Origin of the sequence: Rhodocytophaga aerolata (genome assembly GCF_030503435.1) — a bacterium.
GTDB lineage: Bacteria > Bacteroidota > Bacteroidia > Cytophagales > 172606-1 > Rhodocytophaga > Rhodocytophaga aerolata.
Window position 1 is genome coordinate 1 of record NZ_JAUKPO010000050.1, and the last position, 24,427, is coordinate 24,427.

Annotated in this window: 16 protein-coding genes; 1 reads left to right on the forward strand and 15 read right to left on the reverse strand. The window is 38.0% G+C overall.

Annotated features, from left to right (window positions below):
- The coding region (locus tag Q0590_RS33590; protein ID WP_302042055.1) for an ISL3 family transposase at positions 1-1,583 on the forward strand (1,583 nt) is incomplete at its 5' end.
- A gap of 63 nt (positions 1,584-1,646) precedes the next feature.
- Here the strand turns inward: Q0590_RS33590 and Q0590_RS33595 are convergent.
- From Q0590_RS33595 to Q0590_RS33665, 15 genes are all read right to left on the reverse strand, one after another.
- Complete coding sequence (locus Q0590_RS33595; RefSeq protein ID WP_302042070.1) at positions 1,647-1,814, reverse strand: transposase; 168 nt, start codon at positions 1,812-1,814, stop codon at positions 1,647-1,649.
- Positions 1,815-2,425: 611 nt separating this feature from the next.
- On the reverse strand, positions 2,426-2,788 hold the full coding sequence (locus Q0590_RS33600) for an ABC transporter permease (protein WP_302042056.1): 363 nt from the start codon (positions 2,786-2,788) through the stop codon (positions 2,426-2,428).
- Positions 2,789-2,985: 197 nt separating this feature from the next.
- Positions 2,986-3,801 (reverse strand): CheR family methyltransferase, encoded by an 816-nt coding sequence (locus tag Q0590_RS33605; protein ID WP_302042057.1) that lies wholly within the window; start codon positions 3,799-3,801, stop codon positions 2,986-2,988.
- A gap of 14 nt (positions 3,802-3,815) precedes the next feature.
- The gene (locus Q0590_RS33610) at positions 3,816-6,128 is read right to left on the reverse strand and encodes a PAS domain S-box protein (protein ID WP_302042058.1); all 2,313 of its coding nucleotides are present in this window, start codon (positions 6,126-6,128) and stop codon (positions 3,816-3,818) included.
- Positions 6,129-6,234: 106 nt separating this feature from the next.
- Positions 6,235-6,864 (reverse strand): chemotaxis protein CheC, encoded by a 630-nt coding sequence (locus Q0590_RS33615; protein WP_302042059.1) that lies wholly within the window; start codon positions 6,862-6,864, stop codon positions 6,235-6,237.
- A gap of 21 nt (positions 6,865-6,885) precedes the next feature.
- Positions 6,886-8,811 (reverse strand): chemotaxis protein CheA, encoded by a 1,926-nt coding sequence (locus tag Q0590_RS33620; RefSeq protein WP_302042060.1) that lies wholly within the window; start codon positions 8,809-8,811, stop codon positions 6,886-6,888.
- Between the two features lie 158 nt (positions 8,812-8,969).
- On the reverse strand, positions 8,970-10,019 hold the full coding sequence (gene cheB, locus Q0590_RS33625) for a chemotaxis-specific protein-glutamate methyltransferase CheB (RefSeq protein ID WP_302042061.1): 1,050 nt from the start codon (positions 10,017-10,019) through the stop codon (positions 8,970-8,972).
- Between the two features lie 8 nt (positions 10,020-10,027).
- Entirely contained in the window at positions 10,028-10,387 is a 360-nt protein-coding gene (locus Q0590_RS33630; protein ID WP_302042062.1) for a response regulator, read from the reverse strand.
- Between the two features lie 114 nt (positions 10,388-10,501).
- On the reverse strand, positions 10,502-11,020 hold the full coding sequence (locus Q0590_RS33635) for a chemotaxis protein CheW (RefSeq protein WP_302042063.1): 519 nt from the start codon (positions 11,018-11,020) through the stop codon (positions 10,502-10,504).
- 358 nt (positions 11,021-11,378) lie between these two features.
- Entirely contained in the window at positions 11,379-14,534 is a 3,156-nt protein-coding gene (locus Q0590_RS33640; protein WP_302042064.1) for a methyl-accepting chemotaxis protein, read from the reverse strand.
- A gap of 643 nt (positions 14,535-15,177) precedes the next feature.
- Positions 15,178-16,854, reverse strand: a complete 1,677-nt coding sequence (locus Q0590_RS33645) for a sensor histidine kinase (RefSeq protein ID WP_302042065.1) — start codon at positions 16,852-16,854, stop codon at positions 15,178-15,180.
- Positions 16,855-17,295: 441 nt separating this feature from the next.
- Positions 17,296-17,538, reverse strand: a complete 243-nt coding sequence (locus Q0590_RS33650; protein WP_302042066.1) for a cytochrome b5 domain-containing protein — start codon at positions 17,536-17,538, stop codon at positions 17,296-17,298.
- A gap of 79 nt (positions 17,539-17,617) precedes the next feature.
- Positions 17,618-20,272: a PAS domain-containing protein gene (locus Q0590_RS33655; RefSeq protein WP_302042067.1), complete on the reverse strand. Its 2,655-nt coding sequence runs from the start codon at positions 20,270-20,272 to the stop codon at positions 17,618-17,620.
- A 1,424-nt stretch (positions 20,273-21,696) separates the two neighbouring features.
- On the reverse strand, positions 21,697-22,479 hold the full coding sequence (locus Q0590_RS33660; protein ID WP_302042068.1) for a YsnF/AvaK domain-containing protein: 783 nt from the start codon (positions 22,477-22,479) through the stop codon (positions 21,697-21,699).
- Positions 22,480-23,541: 1,062 nt separating this feature from the next.
- Positions 23,542-23,841, reverse strand: a complete 300-nt coding sequence (locus tag Q0590_RS33665; protein ID WP_302042069.1) for a hypothetical protein — start codon at positions 23,839-23,841, stop codon at positions 23,542-23,544.
- Between the last annotated feature and the right edge of the window lie 586 nt (positions 23,842-24,427).

The window sequence follows — 24,427 nt, forward strand, 5'->3', positions numbered from 1 at the left end:
GAATAACCTACGGAGAAAAGCAGCTTACCTTAGTTTTGACAAGCGGCCATCCGGTAGCGCATTGTCCACTTTGCCTGAGCAGTAGTCAAAGAATTCATAGCCGTTATAGCAGGAAAGTGGCTGACTTACCTTGGGCAGATAAAAGAGTGCTCATGCACTTAACTGTCAGACGGTTCTTTTGTGATCTAGCAGATTGTAAAAGAAATGTATTTTGCGAAAGACTACATCCTGCTATTGCTGCTTATGCCCGCAAAACCACTCGCTTAGCGCATTACTTACAGAATCTAGCTTTGCAATTAGGAGGAGAAAGAACTGCTTTACTGCTAGAATTGCTTAACATCCATTTAGTGAGTGCAGATACGCTGTTGAACCTGTCGCGCAAGGTAGCAATAGCTACCGCGTCTGCTCCCAAAATTGTAGGAATAGACGAGTGGGCAATCCGAAAAGGGCAAACCTATGCTACTATTTTGGTGGATTTACAAACACACAGACCCATAGATTTACTCCCGGATGCCAAGCTGGAAACAGTCGAGTCGTGGTTCAAAGAGCATCCCGGAATAGCCATTGTTTCCAGAGACCGGGATACCACTTTTGCTGAAGCTGCCAGAAAAGGAGCCCCTTCAGCCATACAGATAGCTGACTGGTGGCACCTGCTGCAGAATTTGGGAGATGCTCTGAAACGTATGCTGGAAATGAATGCTGGTGGCCTACATGCGACTGCTGTGGCTATGACTGATATAGAAAAGCAGGAGAAGGAAAAGAACCGAGAGCAGGCATTACAAAAGCAGATGGTAGTCCAAGAAGAACCTGTGGGAAAATCCCAGGTTCTGCATAAGCAAGTGAAAGAACTCTATAGTGAAGGTTGGTCGATGAGAAAAATTGCCAAACATTTACAGATCTCACGCCAGACGGTGAAAAGATATAGTTTACTAGAGAAAGTACCAAAGAAACGCTATAGTCAAGCTTCCACCCGTAGATTGTTGACCAATGAGCAGATAGTCTATTTAGCCAAAAGATGGGCAGAAGGAGATGTGAATGCAAAGCAATTATGGAAAGAGTTAAAACAAGAAGGCTACCAAGGTGCTCCTGCCAGCATCTACAGAGCCGTTGCCTATTTTCCTCCCAGAGCTAGCGCACCTATAGATGAAGAAATGCTAAAGAAAGCCATTCCTCCTGTATCTGCCCGGAGTGCCATGTGGCTGATGATGAAGGGCAAAGAGAAACTGTCCGATAGAAAGCAGCAGTTATTAGCTTTTTTGCTCACCCACCATGAGCAGGCAAGGATGGCTTACCCTATAGCTCAACAATTCATTGACATGGTTAAAAACCGGAAAGCAGCAGAGTTAGATACTTGGCTAATCCAGGCGAAAGAAAGTGGTATCGCTCAACTCAGGCAATTTGCCGGAGGAGTACAGCGTGATTACCAGGCGGTCCATGCAGCATTATCCATGGAATGGAGCAACGGACAAGTGGAGGGGCAAATTAATCGTTTGAAACTCATTAAGCGGCAGGGTTACGGAAGAGCCAAGCTAGAGCTGCTGAAAAAGCGGGTACTTTACAGGCTTACCAAACAGGCTGCTTAAGTCTGTTTTAATCCAAATCATCAAAAGATCGGGAGAACCACTATTCTCTGGAATTTCCAGACCTCAAGATAAAATCTTGATTTTAGGTCCAGGCAGAGGTTCCCCTAGCTGATAATCTAAAAAATAAAGAATGTCTAGCCGCAACTGACTCTTTTCAATAAGGGCTCGCTCAGAGCAAATGTTTTCAAAGTGTGCTACCAGTTGTAGCTTGAAAAAGACCACCGGATCTATAGACTTCTGCCCACACCTGCCCTATTGAGCAGGAATGCTCAAATAAGAGTCTACTGCTTGATAGAGGAAGTCTAATTTGAGTAACTGCTTAATATGGCGATAGAAGTTGTTGTTGGGAACATAAGTTTCTATTATACCTGAAGGGCAAGTTTTCTCAAGCTGTTTTCTTTTGCCTACCATTCATAAAGTTACCTCTCATAGACCAAAATCAAAAGCTTTAGTTGTGCAACACCCACGCCCCTATTTTGTAACTCCAATTTTCATCACTATTTTACAATATTATTAGAGCTTAACCTATCGTCCTTTTTTGAGATAAGTCCAATAAACAATCAATAACAAAAAACCTCTCTATCAGAGAGGCCCTTTGCCAATTACTATGTTTATCTCATTATATTGGTAGGTAAAATGGTAATTATTATAACTCCCCTTTCGCATAATTCATTAAGATGGGCAAGAGGGGAAAGCATAACTCACCACTTTTAATTCAAATTTCTTTTTTCTCTTTTTGCCCTTTTTTGGTAAAAGTAAATGGCTGTATTTGTCTATCTGTATCAGGACAAGACCTGGAGAATGACATATATAAATTTTTGACAGACATAAATTATTCTCTTCTATTCATTTCTCAGGCTCTTTACCGGATTTGCTAAGGCAGCTTTGATGGCTTGATAGCCCACCGCTAACAAGGCAATCAAAAGCGAACTGATACCGGCAAGGATAAATATCCAAAAAGAAATATCAATCCGGTAAGCAAAATTCTCTAACCACTTCTCCATCGCAAACCAGGAGATGGGAGAAGCTAGTAGAAAAGCTATCAGGGTGAGGATAATAAATTCCCCTGAGAGTAAACCTAGAATGCTTACCAAGGAAGCTCCTAACACTTTCCGTATGCCAATTTCTTTGGTACGTCTTTCAGCCATATAGGCAGCTAAAGCAAATAAGCCCAGACAGGAAATGAAAATAGCTAGGGAAGTCATATAGGAAAAGATCGTTTGAAATCTTTCCTCAGACTTGTGAAGCCGCTGATAACTTTCATCAAGGAAATAATAGTCAAACGGCCAAAACCAAGAGGATATTCAGTCCAGAAATTATACTTTGATCCAATGGAAGAAAAAGCATTCGCTGTCTTGTCTCTTTCAGATTACGACACCTAAATCACTCCATCTGTAATTATTTAAACTTTTTTCTTATAAATTTTACATGTAGCATCATACACTGAAAAATACTTTTTATATCCTTCAGGGAGGGAATCGTAATATCCTATTGCTAAAAAACCATCTTCTTTTAATGACTTATGAAAAAGATCCAAGATTTTCATTTTTAAAGTTTCGTCAAAATAAATCATTACATTTCTGCATAAGATAAGATTATAGGTAGTTCCAACCAAATCTTTAACCAGATTATGTTGATGAAAGGTAAAATGCTGAAGGTCCAGCTTGTTAAATACCATTTCATCTTGTTCCAGCCCGTGATAATAGTTTATTGTTTTCTTTCCTTTGGCTGCCAGGTAATTACTTGCATACGCTTTTGCATACATAGAGGAAAATCTTCCTTGTTTAGCCTGCTCTATGGACTTACTATTTAGGTCAGTAGCTATTACAGTGCATCTGCTAATCAACCCTTCTTCTGTTAGACAAATAGCCATAGAGTAAACTTCCTCTCCTGTAGAACATCCTGCATGCCATATGGATATATCTTTTTTTGATTTCAGTTGAGAAAAAATATCTTCGCGCAGTTTAATCCAAAAATCGTGGTTTCTGAACATTTCCGTTAATCCAACCGTTACTTCATCTATAAAAAGCTGTATAAATTCCTTCTCATAAATGATTTTGCGCCATAAGTCAATCACGTTTTCCAGCTTATACACTGCCAGTATCCGGGCAATTCTCCGCTTTAAGCTTACTGGTTCATAGTTTGTAAAATCTATCCCATAGCGGGTAAAAACAGCCTTCGTAATAGAGTTTAATTCTTCGTCAGAAATACTATACATGCTTTTTTTAAGAGCTAATCTTCAGGAATTTCTACATCTAAAATAAGAAATAACAAGTTATTATAGGCATCCGGCTCTATAAAATCAGGTGCAAGCCATATGTTTAACTTAATAATCTTATCTGCATAATCTTTCATTTTAAGCATTAACTGGCAAAAGCCAGGTTTTTGAACTCTTTCTTTTAAGGCTTCCAACTCTTTAATATCCGAAAAATAGAATAGCTCATAAATTTCCTTTCCTAATGTACTATCCATTTCTATCCCAAGTACAATTGCCGCAGCAGAATTAAGCATCACAATTTTTCCATCTTTGTCTATCATTAATATGGGCATGTATTCTTTTTTGCTGACCAGGTAAGATATTTTGGCAGATTCATATTGCGCCTGGACTTCAAAATAGGTTTCAACAAAATGCTTTGAAAAAATACCAGAGGTCATAGATTTTAATTGCAACACGGCTTTTTTTCTCCGCTCCGCTATGAGTAGTTGATCAGACAGTTTCTGCAGTTGGTATTGTTTGGAGAAGTCGATCATAATGACTAAAAATTTACTTATTTCGCCAGCCAGATTCTTTATCGGGCTAAAGTTGCATATAAATATTCTTTCGACTCCATCTTTAGAGAGAAAGCTTAAAACTTTAACTAGGAATTTTTCTTTTTTAATCGTATCCCATATCTCTGTTTGCTCTTGGGAGTTTTTTACAGAAGAGTATAATATATCAAAGAAAGACTTATTTGCCAGTTCAATTCGCTTATAGCCCAGCTCTTTCTGCAAAAGCGCATTAGAGGAAATAATGATACCAGCACAATTAACTTCCATAGACAATACAGACTGATTCAAGGCATTAATTTTACTTGTGGCCTCCAGTTCTTTTTCCTTTTGTTCAGTCGTGAATTGAGCAAGTTGTAGAATTTTAGTTGCCTTCCCTTCTACATCAAGTATGGGGCTATAACTCCCAGACAGCCATAGTTCTTTCCCTTTTTTACTTATTCTTTTGAATTCACCTGAATTGAAGGCCCCTTCCTTAAGGCTTTCCCACATCATATCGTAGCGTTGTGAATCAATCTCATCTGTTGCAACCAATACTTTTTCCTTTTTCCCAATTATTTCATCGCTAGAATATTCCATCAGGCTCAGATACATCTCATTTGCGCTAAGTATATTCCCCTCCAAATCTAGTTCAATGGAGGCATTGGTTTTGTTTATTGCATCAACTATGGACTTAGTCAGGTTTGCTTCCTGCTCAATCTGTTTAAGCCGTAGATTTAGTTCTTGCTGGGTTGCAATAAGCTGATGGGTGTTACTTTGCAGTACTTCTTCTTTTCTTTTTAGCTCCTCAGCCATCTGCTGACTATGCTCTAAAAGTTCTTTTGTATGGGTAATAGATTTTAAGTTTGAGATAACAGCACCAAAACTTTCACAAACATTAGTTAGGAATTCAATTTCAAAGTCCTGAAGCTTTTTAAAACCAGCTACTTCTAGTACGCCAAAAATTTGCTTGTTATATTTTATTGGAATTAGTAAAAGATTTCTCGGATTGGCTTGGCCAAGACCTGAAGTGATCTGAAGGTAATTGTCTGGAACCTGCGTAATATATATAGGTTCCCCTTCTAGGATACACTGACCCACTAATCCTTTTCCCCATTCAATCTTTTTTTCTACATATTTCTTTTTATTATAGGCAAAGCAAGCGGAAAGCTCGATCAATCTTTCTCCTTTCGGATCTTCTTGAATTATAAATACACCTCCTTGGTTGAGCCCTAGGTAATCTATAATAGATTGCAAAAATTTCAAAGAAACCTCTTCAATGGCTAGATTTTGATTTTTTCTTAAAATATCTCCTATTTGCGCTGCTCCTGAAATCTGCCAGTTTCTTTTTTTTTCTTCTCCTGATAGCTCCAAAAGTTTATACTTCATATTGGCTAATGCCTTATTTAATCCGCTCTCCATATTAAGAAAGGGTAATTCTGTCTCAAATTCTCCCCTTCCTACAGCCTCTACGAATAAAGTGACCTTACTTTGATAGGAGGCTAGCTGTTGTAAATGAAATCCTAACGTCCCTCTTACAGTAGTCTTTTCAACCTGGACCCTCCTACCTTCTGAAAGCTGCTCAGCCAACTGTGTTCCCTGATATAAAGGAATAATAAAATCTATCCTGACTATTCTAAAAAAAGAAAAGCTCAAAATCAGACTTACCAAAAGGCTAATCTTTTCTACATACATCCATGACTTTACTCCTTCAGGTACCAATAAGCTAACAAGAATCAAAAAAGCCAGAAGTGCTATATGCAGTTTTAGCACAACAATATTGCTTAGGCTTTTTAACATACTATTTGAAATTAATTTTACAATGATGGATCGAAAGTTTGGGTGATAACTCTTACAAATGAGTAGCCATAATATGTAGGCTATAGGTTTGCCCAAACTAGAACAGTTATATAAAACTCACATGCTGTTTCTGGTTCACTAACTTTTTGATTGAAAACAGAAAATCTGTTGTGAAAAACCAGAGGAAAGAAGAGGCAATCTGGGTATTAGAGAGTTGAAATTTTGCTTGCATGCTGAGTGCGGGATTGTGTACTAAGCTATCTTGATGAAAAATTTTTAACATATCGTTTTTTGATAAATAATCTAAATAGGGCACATCCCCATAAACAAAAACATTTAATAGATTAGCTATTTGCGTGATCATAGAAGCTGATATTATATTGTCTAATTCGAGCAGAATGGATTGTTGCAATGGTGTTAGTTCACCATTTATACTATGAGTATCTTGATTCAGAAAAAGCTTATTTATTTTGCTTATATCTAACTGGTCAAATATCAGATAACTCTTTGCTGATAAATCACCTTTCATCTCAGTAGTTAATATAAAATAAGATCGTTCTGATTGGGGGTTTATAGTTTTTGCAAAAGAATCTTTTTCTAGGATGTATATGTCAAAATTTTTAACCAACACCTGATCCATAGCCATCTTTGAAAATGCGGCTGCAGCATTATCTAAAGCAAGGTGTAATAACTTTTTAGCCACTTCAAATTCATAATTAGTAAGTATCTTTTGCATAAAATTAGGGGTAGGAAACCATTAATAGTTTGTTTCTGCTGCAAACTGGCTCTGATGAGTTGAGGGTTTTGATCCTTTAAAAAGAAAGTTTACAATGGCAGGGGCATCAAGCACCAGGCAGACATTGCCATTGCCTAATATTGTAGCCCCAGAAATGAACTTTACCTCTCTCAGGGGTTTGCAAAGGGGTTTTTCAACAATCTCTTTCTGCTGAAGAAGCTTATTCACTACAAATCCAATATCTTTTTTATTGAAGGAAATGATAATGATATGTAATTTTTCATCCATTGAAGACTTATTAAATGAGCGTAACATAAATTTCTCTTTGCCAGAATCGGAAAGTTGCTTTAAATTAAATAAATCGTTCAGGTAAATCAGCGAGATATTTTTATCCAGATGAGTAGTCATCAGGTTATTTCCTATCTGGTGAATTTCTTTTTTTGATATGGCAATAACCGCTTTGGTATAAGATAAGGGTATGGCAAAAGCACCGGATTCCAGCTCAAACAGCAGGGCGCCTTTCATTGCCATAGAAGAAGGTAAACGCAACGTAATCGTTGTACCTGCTCCTGTCTGAGAGTCTATGCTGACTGTTCCACCGATAGAATCAATGGCTTTTTTTACCACATCCATCCCTACACCTCTCCCTGAAATAGCCGTGATTTTCTCTGCACTGGAGAAGCCGGGCTCAAATATTAGATAAATAATATCCTCATCTGACATCAAGGAAGCGTTCTCTTTGGTAAGAAGTCCTTTTTCTATTGCTTTTTTTGCAATCCGTTTTGGGTCAATGCCCTGCCCGTCATCGGTAATCTCGATGATTACTTCATTTTTTTCACTTTTGGCAGAAAGTTTTAGGGTACCATGCTCACCTTTACCTTGCCTGATTCTTTGCTCTTTAGGTTCAATACCATGGCTTATGGCATTCCTAACTAGGTGCACGAGTGAATCACTGATAATTTGCAGAATGTTTCTATCAATTTCGTTCTCGGTTCCTTCCAATAGCAGATTCACTTTTTTGTTTTCTATGGCTGCAACGTCCCTTACAATCCGGTGGAATTTATTAAAAAGTACATTTACCTGCACCAGTCTTATATCCATGACCGAAAATTGAAGCTCAGAGGTAATTCTTTGCAGCCTTGTATACTCATTTAGTCGGCCTTTGCCATGCTCGCCGTTTAAGGCAATTACCCTGTCTTTCTCAATGATCAGTTCACCTACCAGATTTAATAAATTATCTAGTTTACGCACAGGGATATGAATATTTTCTGAAATGACAATTTTAGTGTCATCGGCAGGCTTATTTTTCGCTGCTTCCTTTTCTATACTTTCTTCTGGATTAGGATCGGTAGTTTCACTCGGTGCCAAAGCTTGAATTGCATGTATCATATCTATACCTGTTTTTGCATCCGTTAAAATGGTTTTCGTTAATCTCGATGCTTTTTCAAGTTGCGCTTTGGAAGGAGATTTTCTTTTTAACACCGGTTTTTTATAATCTTTATTCAATTGGGCTTGACTTGTGTGGGCTGCATCTTGCAGATTGTTTTCCGACGCTTCATCTTTGAGCTTTTTTACCCGCACTTCTAGTTTGGTTTTTATCCCCCGGAATTTTACTGGCAAACCTGGTGTCTTTACCTGATTGATCAACGCGCAGAGTATGTCATTTGCTTTAAATAAATCATTAAACAAGTCCTGATTAAGCGTAATGTTATCGGTTTTAATTTCATTAAATATATCTTCCAGCACATGAGCGATAGCTGCGATATCTTCTAGGCCCATTCCAGCCGCATTGGCTTTCAAGGTATGGGTAATGCGAAAAATAGCTTCAATTGCCTGTTTGTTTGTATGGTTTTTCTCCAGGTGAGTGAATAGCTTATTCAATTCTTCTGTTTGCTCAAAAGCCTCTGATAAAAATATTTCTTTTATCTCATCGTCTCCAGATTGCATAAGTTAAAATTTAAAACTAGTAAGACTATAAATATTTAGCTAAGTATGGTTTTTCTGCTATGGGTCAAACCTTGCTTTGCATGGGTTATGGATTACACAAATAAATACCTGCTCTTTTGATAAAAAAAACAAATAGTAAAGGCCATTAGCCATAAATCTTAGGATAAACAACTTACCAGGAACCCGCCCATTTCGTAGATAGAGAGCGTTTTCTTTACTATTCCTTTCTCTATTGCAGATTTGGGCATACCAAACACAATACTCGATTGCTCATCTTGTGCCATCGTATAAGCTCCGGCCAAATGAAGTGCCTGCATTCCCTTTGTTCCATCTTTCCCCATTCCCGAAAGTACAATTGCCAGGGCTTTACTAGCATAAGTATGGGCTACAGAAGTAAAAAGGCAATCCACCGATGGATCATTATATTCAGTGAATCGATGACTGGTGAATCCAATACATACCTGACCTGTGGTTGGGTCATTTTCAAGTAATGTATTTGTACTACCAGGGGAAAGATAAATACTGCCTTTCTGAAGGGGTTCGCCTTTTTCAGCCACTTTTACCGTGAATGGAAACAAGTCATTAAGTCTTCTAGCGAAAGATTCTACGAACTCCTGAGGCATATGCTGTGCAATCACAATAGGAATAGGAAAATTACTCGGCAATTTTTTTAAAATTTCCTCAATTGCACCTGTACCACCTGTGGATGAGCCAATGGCTACAATCTCATAAGGTAAAGCCTTATCAAAAGTGTGAAGATGATTATTAAGCTGCGCACTTTTTTTTGATAGCCTGTCGGTATTAATATAAGCTGCACTCTTAATCTTGGCAATTACCTGTTCTTCTATATCTCTTATTTTTGAGCCAAATGTTCCTTTTGGCTTATTTAAGAAATCGAAAGCGCCTGCATCTAACGCTTCAAAAACTCTTTTCGAATCCATAACACCTGAAGAACTGAGAATAACAATAGGTGTAGGACAATCTCTCATAATACTTTTTATGGCATACAACCCATCATATTCTGGCATAATTAAATCCAGTAAAAGCACATCCGGCCTGAGTTTTTTCGTTTTTTCGTACGCTTCTTTCCCGTTTTCTGCTGAAGCAACCATGGTGAGCTCTCCGTCTGAGTTAATCATATCTGATAATACCAGTCTCATAAAGCCCGAGTCATCGGCAATCAGAACTTTAATTTTGAGTGGCGACATAGGGGAAATTAACTAATTTTCCTCAGCGCTTCAACCAGTTGATCCGGGGTAAATGGTTTTACTATGTAGCCCAAGGCTCCCAGCTTTAATCCTTCATCTACCACAGATTGCTGGCCTACTGCACTAACCATTACCACTTTGGACTTTATATTTTCTTCGTTAAAAACTTTAAGAATATCAATTCCCAGCATATCGGGAAGGATATTGTCTAAAGTAATTATATCAGGTTGCAGTTCAAAAGCCATGTCAATGCCTGATTCGCCGGTTGCCGCCATGCCTGTAACTTCAAATCCGGCTTGAGACAAGGCATCTTTAATCATAGTGCGCATGTAGAGAGAATCATCAATAATGAGTACTTTCTTGCCCATATTTTATATCTAATTAATTGTGTAGTAATTATTATCGTTTTTCGCTTGAAATAGCAAAGTTTAGCAGGCATCTGTTTAAGGCTAGCTGTCAATAGCACAGACACCCTTTATAGCTCAGTCCGCTTTCAAGATAAATTCCTTATCTTCCTTTGTAATTATTTTGAAAACGTCCATCAAAATTATCATTCGGTTGCCTGATTTTACTATTCCCCTGATATAGTTATTGCCAAGACTACTGTCCTGTATCATATGAGGCGATGTATCAATATCTGCATCCGTTACACGTAAAGTATTTGGCACTTCCTTTACCAAAATACCTATTTTGTATTCTTCGCTGGCAACTACAAGTGTGTATTTATGTGTACCATGATTGATTTCAGCCTCACTTGCAATCCCGAATCTTTCAGCCAGATCAATAATGGCTAGTACATTTCCCCTGATATTTCCAACTCCCTTGATGTAGCTTTGAGTTAAAGGTATACGGGCTATATTAGGTGTGCTAACTACTTCTTTTATTTGCTCGATAGACAAAGCATATTCCTCGCTGCCTAGTTTAAAAACAATGATCTGAAAAGACTTCTGCTTCTTTTCACTGTTAACAGGCAATATTTTATTTTCTGTAACCGATTCCATGATAACTTTTTAAATATATTTAAGTATTTAGCCACTAACTTTTAAGTAGTAGTAAGTTTAAATTCATCCAAACAAAGGGATATATACAGGCAAATTGCTTACTATTTACATATAAGATCATAAGTGAATAACACGTTTAAAACTCAGCTTGTATAATAGCCACAATTACTCCTAGCTTGCCACCAACTATCCATCAGCAGAAACAATACTCGATCTTATTATAGGTATGAAAATGGAAAGAATAAAGGAAAAGGAACGATAAAATTCCTTCTCCTTATACTACGCATTCAGAATTAACACAGTAAAAGAATAGACATTTTTACTTGTGCCAAACTTGTTTCTTCTATTATCCATCATATTATCTACTTAGCTTAAACTGTCCTACACTCTTTTTGAGTTCTTCAGCAATCTGGAAAAGATTTTTACCCGTTTCATAGACTTCGTTCATTGATTTACTTAACTCTTTAGACGAAGCAGCCATCTGCTGAGTGCCGGAAGCTGTTTCCTCAGATACGACTACAATCTTTTCTATGTTTTTTACTACCACACCAATAGAATTTTGCTGACTTTTGGTAGCTTCCAGCACCTGTTTAGAGGATTTAAAAGTTTCATCACTGGAGGTGTTAATACTTTCAAAAACTATTTGGGCCTCTTTCGTTGCTTTTGTGCCGCCCACTACGCTGTCCTTCATTTTTTCAATCGCTTTAGAAGCAGATGAGGTATCCTTCTGAACATCTTTTACAACTCGCTCAATATCTATAGCAGATTTTCTGGAATCTTCGGCCAGTTTCCGTATTTCTTCTGCTACCACAGCGAAGCCTCTGCCGGCATCTCCTGCTCTAGCCGCCTCAATAGCTGCATTCAAGGCAAGCAGGTTTGTTTGGGAAGCTATATCAGTGATTACTTTTAAGGTACTTGAAATTTCTTCCGATCTGCTGGTAAGTACCTCAATAGAAGTAGCTGTTACGGTAGCAGAACTAGAAATATCTCCCATATTTTCTACAACAGTTTTAATAATTTTCATTCCTTCCAGGCAACTACTTTGGCCTTTTTCTGCTGCTTTATTAATTGTTTCTGCCTTTTCTCCCGTTTCATTGGAAGATTTTAGTATCCCTTCCACTAACTTAGATGATTCATCAGTACGTAAAGCCTGTTCCTGTGCTCCTTCAGCCATCTGATTAATGGCTGAAGTTGTTTCCTGGATACTACCTTTCATACTTTCTGCTTTTTCAATCATAATATTAGAAGAAGCCGAGATAGTAGAGGCATTTTCTTCAATGATTTTAAGCAATTTATTCATATTCTTGATGGCAATATTCATGGCATTGCCCATATCTTTAATATCTCCCTCTGCCTGCATTAAAAATTGCTGGGTAAGGTCGCCCATAGACATAGCTGTTACAATCCTATTCATTTCAAGCACCGGCTCGGATACACTGCTAAGAAGGGTATTTAATGAATCTCCTAATTCTTTCCATACCCCTTGTACTTCTGCCAGTCTCAGCCTTTCCCTAAGTTGACCTTCATTGCCTGCTGCCTTTACTACCCGGTTAACTTCTGTAATCAGCCCTTTAAGGGTTAGCTTCAATTCCTGCAGGTTGGCGATAACCTGACCAATCTCACCTTCTATTTTAGCATCTCCTATTTGCATTTCTGCATTTAAATTTCCGATGCGAAGTTGTTCAATAAAGTCAGTGGCTGCCTGAAAACCTATTCTGAATTCTGTTGTGTCTGAAGCCAGTTTGATCACTTTAATTACCTCTCCTTTTTCATTCTTTACAGGTGTATAGCTAGACTTTAGCCATATAGTTTTTTTTGATTTTGAGAATCTTTTGTACTCACCTGCCTGAATGATGCCATTATTTAATTCTTCCCAGAATACCTTATAAGCGGAAGAGTTAGCAAAAACCGGATCAGCAAATATTTTATGATGTTGCCCTTTTAGCTCTTCATGTGTGTACCCCATTATTTTAAGGAATGCATCATTTGCTTTAATAAAATAGCCGCTCTTATCGAATTCTACGAAAGCATACGAAGCATTGATGGCATTTAACTGCCCAGTAATTTCAATCTCCTGTTCTTTTTGTTCGGTAATCACAAACCGTACACCTATATATTTGATTGGTTTTTTATTACTATCTAAAACAGGGGTAATAGTAACATTTACCCAATAAGCAGAACCATCTTTAGCCCGGTTCTTAACTTGTCCTCTCCATACCTTACCTTGGGTAATGGTTTTCCAAAGGTCATCAAATATAGCAGCAGGCATATCCGGATGTCGGACAATACTTTGCTTTTTTCCAATCAGCTCTTCTCTGGTGTATTTGGAGGTTTCACAAAACGCATCATTTACAAAAATGATATTGCCTTGCAAATCTACTTCAGAAACAATGGCTGCATTATTTAGCGCTGCATTCTGCCCAACTAATTCCTGTTCTTTCTTTACCAGTTCTGCCCTCTGCTTTTCAGCATCTTCCAAGGCCTGCTGTATTTTTTCTTCCTGTTCTTTTTGTTTGGTAATATCAAAGCGTACACCGATGTATTTTACGGGTTTTGCATGTTGTCCCATAACAGGGGTAATAGTGGCTTCTACCCAGTAATGAGAGCCGTCTTTAGCCCGGTTCTTAACTTGTCCTCTCCATACCTTACCTTGGGTAATGGTTTTCCAAAGGTCATCAAATATAGCAGCAGGCATATCCGGATGTCGGACAATACTTTGCTTTTTTCCGATCAGCTCTTCTCTGGTATATTTGGCAAGCCTGCAAAATTCATCATTTACAAATAATATATTCCCTTGCAAATCTACTTCAGAAACAATGGCTGCATTGTTTAATGCTGCATTTTGACCGATTAATTCCTGTTCCTTACGAACCATTTCTTCTTGCGTAGCAGCCATTTCTTCCATATTCTGACGGAGTTCCTCCTCGCTGGCTGCTATTGCTTCTTGTTGTATGCGTGCTTCTTCTAATGCTAATCTGATTTTTTCCTCCTGCTCTTTGCGTTCGGTAATCACAAAGCGCACACCTATATATTTGATTGGTTTTTTATTACTATCTAAAATAGGCGTAATCGTTACATCCACCCAATAAGCAGAACCATCTTTAGCCCGGTTCTTAATTTCTCCTTTCCATACCTTACCTTGCGTAATGGTTTTCCATAAATCCTCATATAAGGCAGCAGGCATATCCGGATGTCGGACAATACTTTGCTTTTTTCCGATCAGCTCTTCTCTGGTGTATTTGGAGGTTTCACAAAACGCGTCGTTTACATAAATGATATTTCCCTGAAGATTTACTTCTGAAACGATAGCCGCATTGTTTAAAGCATCGGCTCTACCTAAAAGTTCTGTCTCTGCATTAACCAGTGAGTTTGCCTGAACACCACCTATTTTTTCTGAAAACGTATGAGGGGTAGATTTTTTTACCTTGGAAGTTTTGCTCTTAACTTTATTATCAGTAGGGGTAGCAGACTCAAGTGTGGAGCTATCATCATTCATGACAACATCTTTTAGCATATTAGTAAAATTTTATAAGGGAGAACTTAGGATTAATAATTAAAGAATTCAAAAATAGTTGGTTTATGAAAGGTAAAATGTTTATTTTCAGCACTGATTAATGGGAAGTAATATTTGATGGATTAAAATCATTTAATTTCTTGCGAGTATCAATCGAAGCAAGTCATAAAAGCTGCGCCAATAATTAATTTTAAAGATTTTTGTTTAGCGAATAGTAACTTCCCTTTGATCCGAAAGTATCCATAAATCTAAAATACATATATCTCAATTAAGGGTTCTATACCCATAGTAATATACCTGGATTACTACTTACATATACTAATCTTACCAAGTATCGAATAAAAACTACGCAGAGTCACATACAACAATGAATAATCTATAGTCACTTATTCCGCATACAGAACTGTAGGAATAAATATATTAACCTACTTTACGGTGCTCACCTGAAAAATGCTAGTTTCCCATCTACTGCTTATAGTTGTATTGCTTATAGTTGTATTCATGCAATTCATTGGTACACTGGTTTAGCCATCAGCTTAAGTGTTTAAAGTCAACAGCCATGGCAGCTTAAAGAAACCTGCGTACGTGACTTCTAATCCATAAGGGTTCTTGCTTACCCAATTTGTAGTTTAGTTTTTCTCATTTATTGGATACTTTCTACTTTAGAAACACCAGCACTAGCAGAGAATATGGTCTTTTCATTACGGGAAACTCTATTAGGGATTTTGATAGTGACTATAGTGCCTTCTCCAAGTATACTTTCCAGCTCGACCTTACCTCCTAGCTTTTCTACGGTTTGCTTGACAATATACATTCCTAGCCCTGAACCATTAGATTGAGTAGACGCCCGGAAAAACATGTCAAATATGCGGGGCAAATATTCTTTGTCAATTCCGATTCCATTATCTTTGAATACCATTTGAGCCTCTTTCTCATGCACAGTTATTAGAATATGTAAGTAGGACAGGTTGCGCTCTACATATTGGTATTTGATGGCATTGGCTACTAGGTTTGCAAAAATAATTTGCATATGTAAGGCATCTGTATACAGTGGTAGCCCCTCCTGATGCAGTGTTACGTGCAGACGTGCAAAATGAGGCAAGTATTCCAGCTCTGCTAAGCACTGATTCTTCAATTGCTCAAAGTCTATCTGATGGCATTGCAAGGCACTGCGGGTGGTGCGGGCAAACTCCAGCATGAGTTTAGTAAAACGGTCTAATTTGAGAATCTGCCCGCCAATCTTAATGGTATACTCCCTTACGCCTTCCCCCATCTCTTCCAATTGCAGCAGATTGACTAAGCCTAACACCGAAGCCAGCGGGGAACGAATATCATGGGAAATCTTGTAGACAATTTGGTCGAGTTCAAAATTGCGCTGATTCAGTTCCCGGTTGCTTATCAATAGTTGCTCATTGAGTTGTTCTACTTGCCAGGCTTTTTTCTTTTTATCCGTGATGTCTTTGAGAAGGATTACTAAACCCATGTTGGAAGGAAAGATATTGACTTCAAAATGGGTATATGTGATCTTATCCCAGTATTCATAACTAACAGGTTGTTTACTTGCCAGCACATTTTGTAGTGTTGCTTCTGTTCGCCTCCCCCGAAAAGTAGGAAACATCTCATAGACAGACGTGCCCAGCACCGCTTTGGCAGGCTTTCCCGTTAAGCGCTCACAAGCCTTGTTCCAATACAAAAACTGTAATTTATTATCCAGGGCAAAAAACATCTCGGTAATACTCTCGGTGAGCTCCTGAAATTTAAGCTCACTTTGCCTTAATTGCTCCTCAAGCAAGGTTTGAATTTCTTCTTTGGCTTGCTGTAATTGTTCGTTGACCTTATAATTTTCCTCCAAGCAGACCTGCAATAGCGTTTTTTGGGCATCTATCTGTTCATTTTGTTCCCGCAGGGTCTGGTTAGTGGCAAATAATTCTTGGGTAGTCACTTCTAACGATTGCTTATTATGAGTCAATTCCTCATTTGATACCTGTAGGGCTATGAGCAAAAGGGTATGGCGTTTCTCATACTCCCGGCTTATCCGTTGTAGAAAGAAAAAGCTACTAACAATCAAGACTATACAGAATAGGCTAATGAAATCTACTAAGAAATAGTAATTAAACTGTAAACCCACCTGCTCTGGGGCAATTCCAAGTGAACGGTGTAAAGGATTGGCTAAGAGAAGACAAACAACTACCCATCCAATCCCAAAAATTAGGTAAGCTCTTTGACGGAGTTCAAATAAAATCAGAGGCAAGAGTACACTTGAAAGCAACAGGAGACGAAGGGCAAAATAGGTCACTACTTCTACCCGTGAACTTGCCATGTTCATATATAAAGTTACGCCTAAGATGCTAAATGGTATAGCTACGCACAAACAGATACTTGATAGGTTAGTATGTTGATTTTTGTTCAAAAGGAGAATAGTAGCAAAAAAAAGTGTCTTCAGTAGCATTAAACCTGCTATCAATGGCAGTTGTACTATGAAAAGCAGTACCAATGCTAATAAAATCGTCAGGCTTATTAAAGCCAGGATGAGCTGGTTACATAGCACAATGCGTTCTTTGTGAGGATAGTGCATACGTTTTTGCACACCCCAATACAAGATCGCTTGCCACTTGGTTAAAAAAAGTTGCAGTAAATTCGAATTCATTAACGATAATGGTTGTTTTCTATCACTCACAGGCTGCAGAGCATTGGCTGTTTTAGAAAGCGAACTTTGTTCAGCGATGTCTGCACAAATCATTGTGCTACTTTTTGATTCATGTTACTCGTTCACAAGTTCGCCCACCACTGGAAATTTTTCTAATACGTCCTCTAGGTGAGGGGATTCTTGCATATAGGGTGTAAGATCTTCCCCCACTTTGAGCCGGTAATGTTTTCCATGTTGAAATAGGGGTGATGGTGTCACATCATACACATATCCTTTATAGCCAATCCAGGCGGCAACACCATTTAACCCATTGTTACAGGCAAGTTCTTGTCTGGTAATTTTCTTTAATGTATCCATAGAGAGAAATTAGAAATAAACCGATAGGGACCTATGAGCCTGGCTAAATTCCTTACTTATAGGCTCCTATTGGTTGCCATTAGTTATTTTTTTCTGTAACGTGTTTTACAAAGGCGCCTGTGGAAATAAATTTGTCTACTTCTCCTTTTCTATCTGGAAGGGGGGATAAGTTTATCTCACATAATAAGGTTTCTCCTGCTTTGCTATACCCCTGAAGCGTTTCCTTGAAGCCTGTTTTAGCACGCAATGCTTTTTCCATCTGATGATGGCCTGCATGAGGACCTACCTGTTGCCTTTGTAATAGCTGGTGGGCAGTTTTTCCCCAGACTTCCGCCTCGCTATATCCGGTTACTATCGTAAATTCCTCATTGACCCATTCTATCTCCCCCTTCGTATTGGTAATATAGACTACTTTCTCTGGGCTTTGTTGCATATGTTGCCGGATCCGTTTTTCTAAGGTCTGCGCTTGCTCCATCGCTTGAGATAACTGGGCTTCTTTTTCCTTTACTTCATTAATGACAAAGCGTTGAGCAATATATTCTTTGGGTTTTCCTCTTTCATCGAGTATTGGGGCAATGATGGCATCTACCCAGTAGAAAGTGCCATCTTTAGCTTTGTTTTTAATCTGACCTCGAAAAACTTTGCCGCTTGAGATGGTCTTCCATAACTCTTCAAAAATTTTATCCTCCTGATCTCCGGATTTTAGGAATCGGTGGTTATTTCCCAAAACTTCCTCTCTCGAATACTTAGACCACTTTAAAAACTGCTCATTCACATAGGTAATATTGCCTTGTAAATCTGTTTTAGAGACAATGGCGATGCTGTTTACAATATTGGTTTGTGCCTCTATTTCGGAAATGATCCGGCTCATTTGCTCACTTTTCTGATCTATCTCCATGCTCAGCTTTCGTTGTAGGGTAATATCCTGGGCAAATTTGATAATTTTATAGATGTTGCCATGCGAATCATACGCAGGGGTATACGAAGCTTTTAGCCAAACTTCCTCTTTATGTTTGGTAATACGTCCAAAGTCTCCGATCTGAGGATGCCCTTCATGTAAACTTTTCCAGAACGCATGATATTCGCTCGATTGTCCATAGGTAGCTTCCACGAACATCCGGTGATGTTTGCCTTGGATTTCTCCTAAGCTGTATCCCATTAATTCCAAGAACTTATCATTGGCCCGAATAATAGTCCCATCTATAGTAAACTCGATGGTAGCCATGGCAGAATCAATAGCGGTTAGCTGAGATTCCATTTCAGCTGATTTACGTTTGATCTCTTCCTGGATGGCTTCAAGTTCTTCCATGTTCTGCCGCATTTCTTCTTCCTGGGCCCGCATCTCTTCGGCTTGCTGCTGAGCTACTTCCAGCAAGTGCCTGGTTTGCTCATTAATCTTTACGCTAGAAATAGTGGAGGCAATGCTTTCTGAAAGCTTTTCAATGAAAGCAATCTGGTAGGATTCAAAGGCAGAGAATGAAGCTAGTTCTAGCGCCCCATATACTTTATTGTTGACTTTCAAAGGAACAATAAGAATACTCTTTGGGGTGGCACCACCTAGACCGGAAGTAATATGAATATACTCAGAAGGAACATCCGTAAGATAAACCGTATCTTCTTCTCTGATAGCCTGCCCCACGAGTCCTTCTCCCATTTCAATTCGTTTCTCTAAGAATTTTTTCCGGTTAAAAGCATAACAAGCAATGAGTTCTAAATGAATATCTTCTGAAGATACATCATTGATCATAAATACGCCTCCTTGATTGGCTCCTACATATTTGACCAATGCGCAAATAAGTTTTTCTGAGAGCAGTTTTGTGTTTCCTTCTTCTGTACGTAACAGTTCTGAAAACTTGGCAAAACCTTCGGTACACCAATTGCGCTTGTTGTCTTCCCTTTCGATTTGAGACAATTTTTCCTGCATAGTCACAAGTGAATTTCCTAAGGTATCTTCACGGCTCGCCGGTTTATAATTACTTGTGTATTTGCCTTCGCCAACACAGGTAGCAAACTGAGCAGAGGCTTTCAGGTGCGAAACGAGCGTATTAATGGCCCTCATCATCACCCCTATTTCATTAGCCGGTGTATCAAGCTGCTCAGGTAGTTTACCTAAAGATAGCTCTTGTAAATACTTGCTTACCTTTGTTAAAGGAATAATGGTAGCCTGAATGAGCTGATAAGAAAGAAGGCTTGCAAACACTATACTGCATAGAATCAAGAAGATAATACCTTTTTGCTGGGTTTCCATGCTATCAGTTAAAGCTATACTTTCTTTTTGAATAAGGACTCGTTGATCGGCTGAAATAGTAGCTGTTGCTTCTTTGATGGCTTCAAAAACAACTCGTTGCTTGGTAGTGGCTGCAAGGGCTGAGGCCTCTTTGAATGAGCTAGCCCCCAGGCTATCTATAGTAGTTACTTGTGCAAAAAAGGTTTTTGCTTTTTTTTGATTTTCTTCTTGAAGCTGCCTAAAAGTTGTCAGATTGATGAGTAACTGGTCAATAAGTTTTTGATGAGAAGCCATAGTAAAACTGCTTTTCAGCGCTTGCAGCTCTTCCATGGAAGGAATGAGTTTGTTTTGCCATATTTTCTTTCTCAGGTCAATAAATTCCTCTCCTTCAAACAAGATATAAGAACGGAATTCAAGTTCAGCCAAAGCCGTATTTTCACCAATAGTCTCAAATATTAATAATTTTTTCAACCGGCTTTCTGTAAGCAATTTCTGCTCTTGGATCATTTTTTCATTCCCAAGGTAGGTATATCCGTTACTTAAGATAATGATTAAAAGTAAAATCAGGCAAGTAAAAAGAACGCTGCTTTTAATAGTGAAAGATTGAAACCTTTGAGTGAAAGAGTAATTGTTCATTGAAAGTAGTACAAAATAGATATGATTATATGAGATAGTAGAGTTGTATAATCGCAAATGATTTATAAAATTACAGAGGAAATCCTTGCTGAAAATTTCATTGCTTCTGCTTTTATTACTTATAGACAAACAGCTTTCATTTTGTCAAAAAGAGCGGGAAAGACTATTGCGTATAAGCTATATACAACGAGTATTTGTTTAGATGGCCTTTAAGATGCAGGAAGAGATATTGATTTGCTTGCAAGGATATGTTGGTAGCTCACCACTTAATTAAATGGAGCCTTTTAGTATAGAGGCTGACTTGTTATTACATGGAAGCCCTTATTAGTTAAAAACTATTCTGAAAATTTCTTATGCGCAATAATTAATTGATCATTTATGGAGAAAATTTTTTGTATATTTTTTCTTCAATAGCTTTATGAAACTCAACCAAAAGATTTTTTGGAAAAGGGTTTAATTCTGCTGTCTTTTGATAAAGACTATTTGCTGTCAGTAGTATTCTATTGATAGAAAGTGAGGCTTTCTGAGTTAGCAAGAGTACTTGCTCTTGTATAATTATCCTCTCTATAAGCAGTCCGCCGAGTTGATTTGCCAGTTTTTTTTCATTTTAAATTGCTAATAAAAATATTGTTTTGTTAAAAAATAAAATTAGACAAGAGCTTATAGCGGAACGACACCAATGCGCACAAGCACTACGAGTACTTAAGTGGAAGAATCAGAATTTGATTTGTCAAACACTCTATTGAACACACGATCTGTCTTATACACCTCAGATAGCTGGGGACAAGTGACAGTTCAGGAGGAGTAGTGAAAAGGGTGTATAACTATAGCAAAGCAAAGAAAGCATTTAGGCAAGCAGACTATGAAAGAGTACTTACTTATTTACCCCTGCTTGAGGAACTATCTGAAAACGAAAAGCTCAAAACCTATGGGCTGCTTGCCCACACCCATTATGCAAACAAAGACTCAAAGAAAAAAGTGCAGCGAGGGCGCCTGCTTCAGCATATAGTCAATAAAGCTAACTTTATATACAATAAAAAGTGTGTATTTGATTATTACCACCTTTACTAAAGATTTTACTAAAGATATTTAAGCAGCACTGCAGCAGTCTTAGCCTTAAGGCTAAGACTGCTGCAGGTAAAAAATCAAAAAGTATTTCCTCGTAGAAAAAGGTGTTTTTGCCTCTTGCCAGAATGACTTTCATTGACTTAGAAAAAATAAAAAAGGCGGCACCCTATAAAAACAGGCACCGCTTTTTAGATTACATTTGCTTTTATTTACCTCAAACTTTTACTTTATAGATTAGCCGGACGATCACGTAAATCATCTGTTTTTAATTGTTCTACATCCACATCCGTCTTACGGACTGTATCTTTGATCACTTCTTCCCGCTCTTTTACTTCTTTACTCAGTTTTACTTCCTCGACGATACGGGCCTCTTTACTTACTAAAGGTACTTCAGCATGCTCGCTCACTTCAATCATACCTTCTTTAAAACCAGCTAAGTCTTGATCTGATGCCGGGCGGTTTACAGGGCGGCGTTCTACATACACCCGCTCTTCCCGCAAGCGTAAATGTTCTTCTACTGGACGCTCAATAATTCGGCTACGTAAACGTACGCCTCCAGTTTCTACTACCCGTTTGCCTACCTGCAGCTCTTCTTCAATAATAGGTATAGCCATTGCACCTTCAGTGCTAGTAACAGCTGAACCTGCCCTCCCGCTGGAACTATACTGAGCCGCCCGCTCATCAATATCTAGTGCACCGTATTCGTCTAGAACGTCTGCCGCCTGCTGGGCTTCTTGTTTAGTCTGAGCATGAACAGTTACAAGGGTATGAGCTCTAGCCACGCTTGCATACTTGTTAGAAGTCTGCTCATCACTGCCAAACAAAGACTTGAAAAAACCACCAATGCTATCATCGTCCTGCTCTTTATCCTGGAATGCAGCCGCCCTTTCTTGTGAACTTTGAGCAGATATATCTATATTGTTTTGTAAAAAACCCTTGCTTACCAATTGTGATACAGCCTTTTGTGCATCTGTTGGATTATCAAAAATCCCAATTACTGTTTGTGACATAATTTGTTGAATTTTTTGCTTAAAAAATGATTTAACTCTTTTTGAAATGGCTAGTAAAGCTTACTCTATATATGATTGAGTCAAAACCTACTATTTTTATGTTACCACAACGGTAATTTTGTTGAAAAGGTTAACGTAAGCAGATACATATTCTTTTTTGCCTAGTACTTTTTACAATCCTACGAGGTGGGGAAAGCAAGAGTCGGATATAACAGCAATGCATCTGTACTAATCACGCTTTACGATCACCTATTTTAGCGTTCTTAAGTTTAATGAGTTACTGCATTTTTTTCTTTTAGCCGGTGCAATTAAAATAGATACTCTTATTTTTCCCAGCATGGACTATTTGAATCAGGGAACCCGATCTACTACTTTAATAGTCCGGTTCTTCGATGGAAAAAATAGCAAATAGGGCAAAGAGAAAACTATAATAAGCAACATGTAATAAGCAACATGGTTGATGTGTGATAAAATAGCCTTTGACTTTTAGTCTATCAGTAACTGTTGATACCTTGTTTGGTGTGATCTTAGAATAAAGACTGGGGCACTCTATTAATTGGGTCACTCTATGAATAGAGATACCAAGAGCAATCCGCTGGGTTCCTTGCAGCACAAAATTTGTCCTACTTGTGAGTTTTTCTTTTTCACTCGTTATGAGAGTTATCTAAACGAAATATTCATTAAACAAATGGGAGATAATTTGAACGCATTTAATGTTAGTGTCATATATGTTAGTGTCATATAGGTGACAATAAAGCAGCCGAATTCCTTTAGTCAATTGAACAAGGCATACACTAGAGTGAATGCCTTGTTTTTTACTAGTGCAAAAGGGGAAAGAGGGGAAAATAAATCCTTAACTTTTCTTCCCTTTTCCTTGATTAATATTTGCGTAAGTCAGCTGTTTTTCTCGCAAGTAGCTTTTTTTCTCCGGGTCCTGTGTTCTTGCATAGTTAAAACTTTCAGTCATCAAAACTGTATAGGTAGATTTGTTATCAGCCATATTTATACAATGATTTCTGTAAGCTGGGACATTACTTTTCTGTGCGATTTTTTTCTAGCCGATCATAGGAGGTCGAATGATTGTTTCTCGCCATTAATATATAAATCAAAGACTTGAGAAGTAGCCTGTTTATAAGCTGCTTGATATTCCCAGCATTCAATAAGGGTAGTGGATCCTAATAGCTCCGATAGCAATAGTTGACTTTTGAGAAGGGTTAAGTCAAACTCAAAGAAATCAATAATAGGTTGTGGATGAGATAAATTAATTGTTTCCTGAGCCGGGGGCTGTCGGTTGGCATAAAGTTTACAATAAAAATATATGCCTTCCTGTTGATGCCATTTAAAGCAATAAATACGGTTCATCACTCATTACTATTTTATAAGATAATTTTGACTGTCCATTTACAAATGGCTGATAGTAGCTCAGCAAATTTCCTGTACTTTTCACTAAAACAGCAATTTGTATAGCATTGTTTGGCAGTACAGCAAGCAGTTGATAGAAAACTACTTTATGAATACTTATTTGTCCAGTAACACATTAAAGGGCTAGCTAATTCAAATAGTTAGTCAAATATAATTTTTCCAAATGCATGAGCAAAGCAAGACGGCTTTTCGCTTAACTATACGTATGAAGCTGGAATTTTAAGCTTATCCATAGTGTAGAATGCAAGGTTTATTACTAAATAAATAGTGAATCATTTAGTAACTAATTCAGTTATTGCTCTGAAAATAGTTTATAAAAGTAACAACCCCTAAATCCTTTTTAACTCAACATGTCTATTGAAGGATGGAGAGAATTAGCTACATCAAGTTTAAGCTATGAAGTTCTCTTAGAGTAAAAGTCGTCAGATGAAAGTGGACAAGCAGCTAAGAGAAAAAAAGTAATAAATTCTCCCCCTTTGAATTAACACATCTAATAGACCGTAAGGGCAGTAGGGAAGATATCATT

What these genes read in the sequence shown, in the direction of transcription:
- Q0590_RS33655 (WP_302042067.1), bottom strand. Translation starts at nt 20,272, where the DNA reads ATGATCCAAGAGCAGAAATTGCTTACAGAAAGCCGGTTGAAAAAATTA.
- Q0590_RS33605 (WP_302042057.1), bottom strand. Translation starts at nt 3,801, where the DNA reads ATGTATAGTATTTCTGACGAAGAATTAAACTCTATTACGAAGGCTGTT.
- Q0590_RS33640 (WP_302042064.1), bottom strand. Translation starts at nt 14,534, where the DNA reads ATGCTAAAAGATGTTGTCATGAATGATGATAGCTCCACACTTGAGTCT.
- Q0590_RS33615 (WP_302042059.1), bottom strand. Translation starts at nt 6,864, where the DNA reads ATGCAAAAGATACTTACTAATTATGAATTTGAAGTGGCTAAAAAGTTA.
- Q0590_RS33600 (WP_302042056.1), bottom strand. Translation starts at nt 2,788, where the DNA reads ATGACTTCCCTAGCTATTTTCATTTCCTGTCTGGGCTTATTTGCTTTA.
- Q0590_RS33665 (WP_302042069.1), bottom strand. Translation starts at nt 23,841, where the DNA reads ATGAACCGTATTTATTGCTTTAAATGGCATCAACAGGAAGGCATATAT.
- Q0590_RS33630 (WP_302042062.1), bottom strand. Translation starts at nt 10,387, where the DNA reads ATGGGCAAGAAAGTACTCATTATTGATGATTCTCTCTACATGCGCACT.
- Q0590_RS33620 (WP_302042060.1), bottom strand. Translation starts at nt 8,811, where the DNA reads ATGCAATCTGGAGACGATGAGATAAAAGAAATATTTTTATCAGAGGCT.
- Q0590_RS33635 (WP_302042063.1), bottom strand. Translation starts at nt 11,020, where the DNA reads ATGGAATCGGTTACAGAAAATAAAATATTGCCTGTTAACAGTGAAAAG.
- Q0590_RS33645 (WP_302042065.1), bottom strand. Translation starts at nt 16,854, where the DNA reads ATGGCAAGTTCACGGGTAGAAGTAGTGACCTATTTTGCCCTTCGTCTC.
- Q0590_RS33660 (WP_302042068.1), bottom strand. Translation starts at nt 22,479, where the DNA reads ATGTCACAAACAGTAATTGGGATTTTTGATAATCCAACAGATGCACAA.
- Q0590_RS33610 (WP_302042058.1), bottom strand. Translation starts at nt 6,128, where the DNA reads ATGTTAAAAAGCCTAAGCAATATTGTTGTGCTAAAACTGCATATAGCA.
- Q0590_RS33650 (WP_302042066.1), bottom strand. Translation starts at nt 17,538, where the DNA reads ATGGATACATTAAAGAAAATTACCAGACAAGAACTTGCCTGTAACAAT.
- cheB (WP_302042061.1), bottom strand. Translation starts at nt 10,019, where the DNA reads ATGTCGCCACTCAAAATTAAAGTTCTGATTGCCGATGACTCGGGCTTT.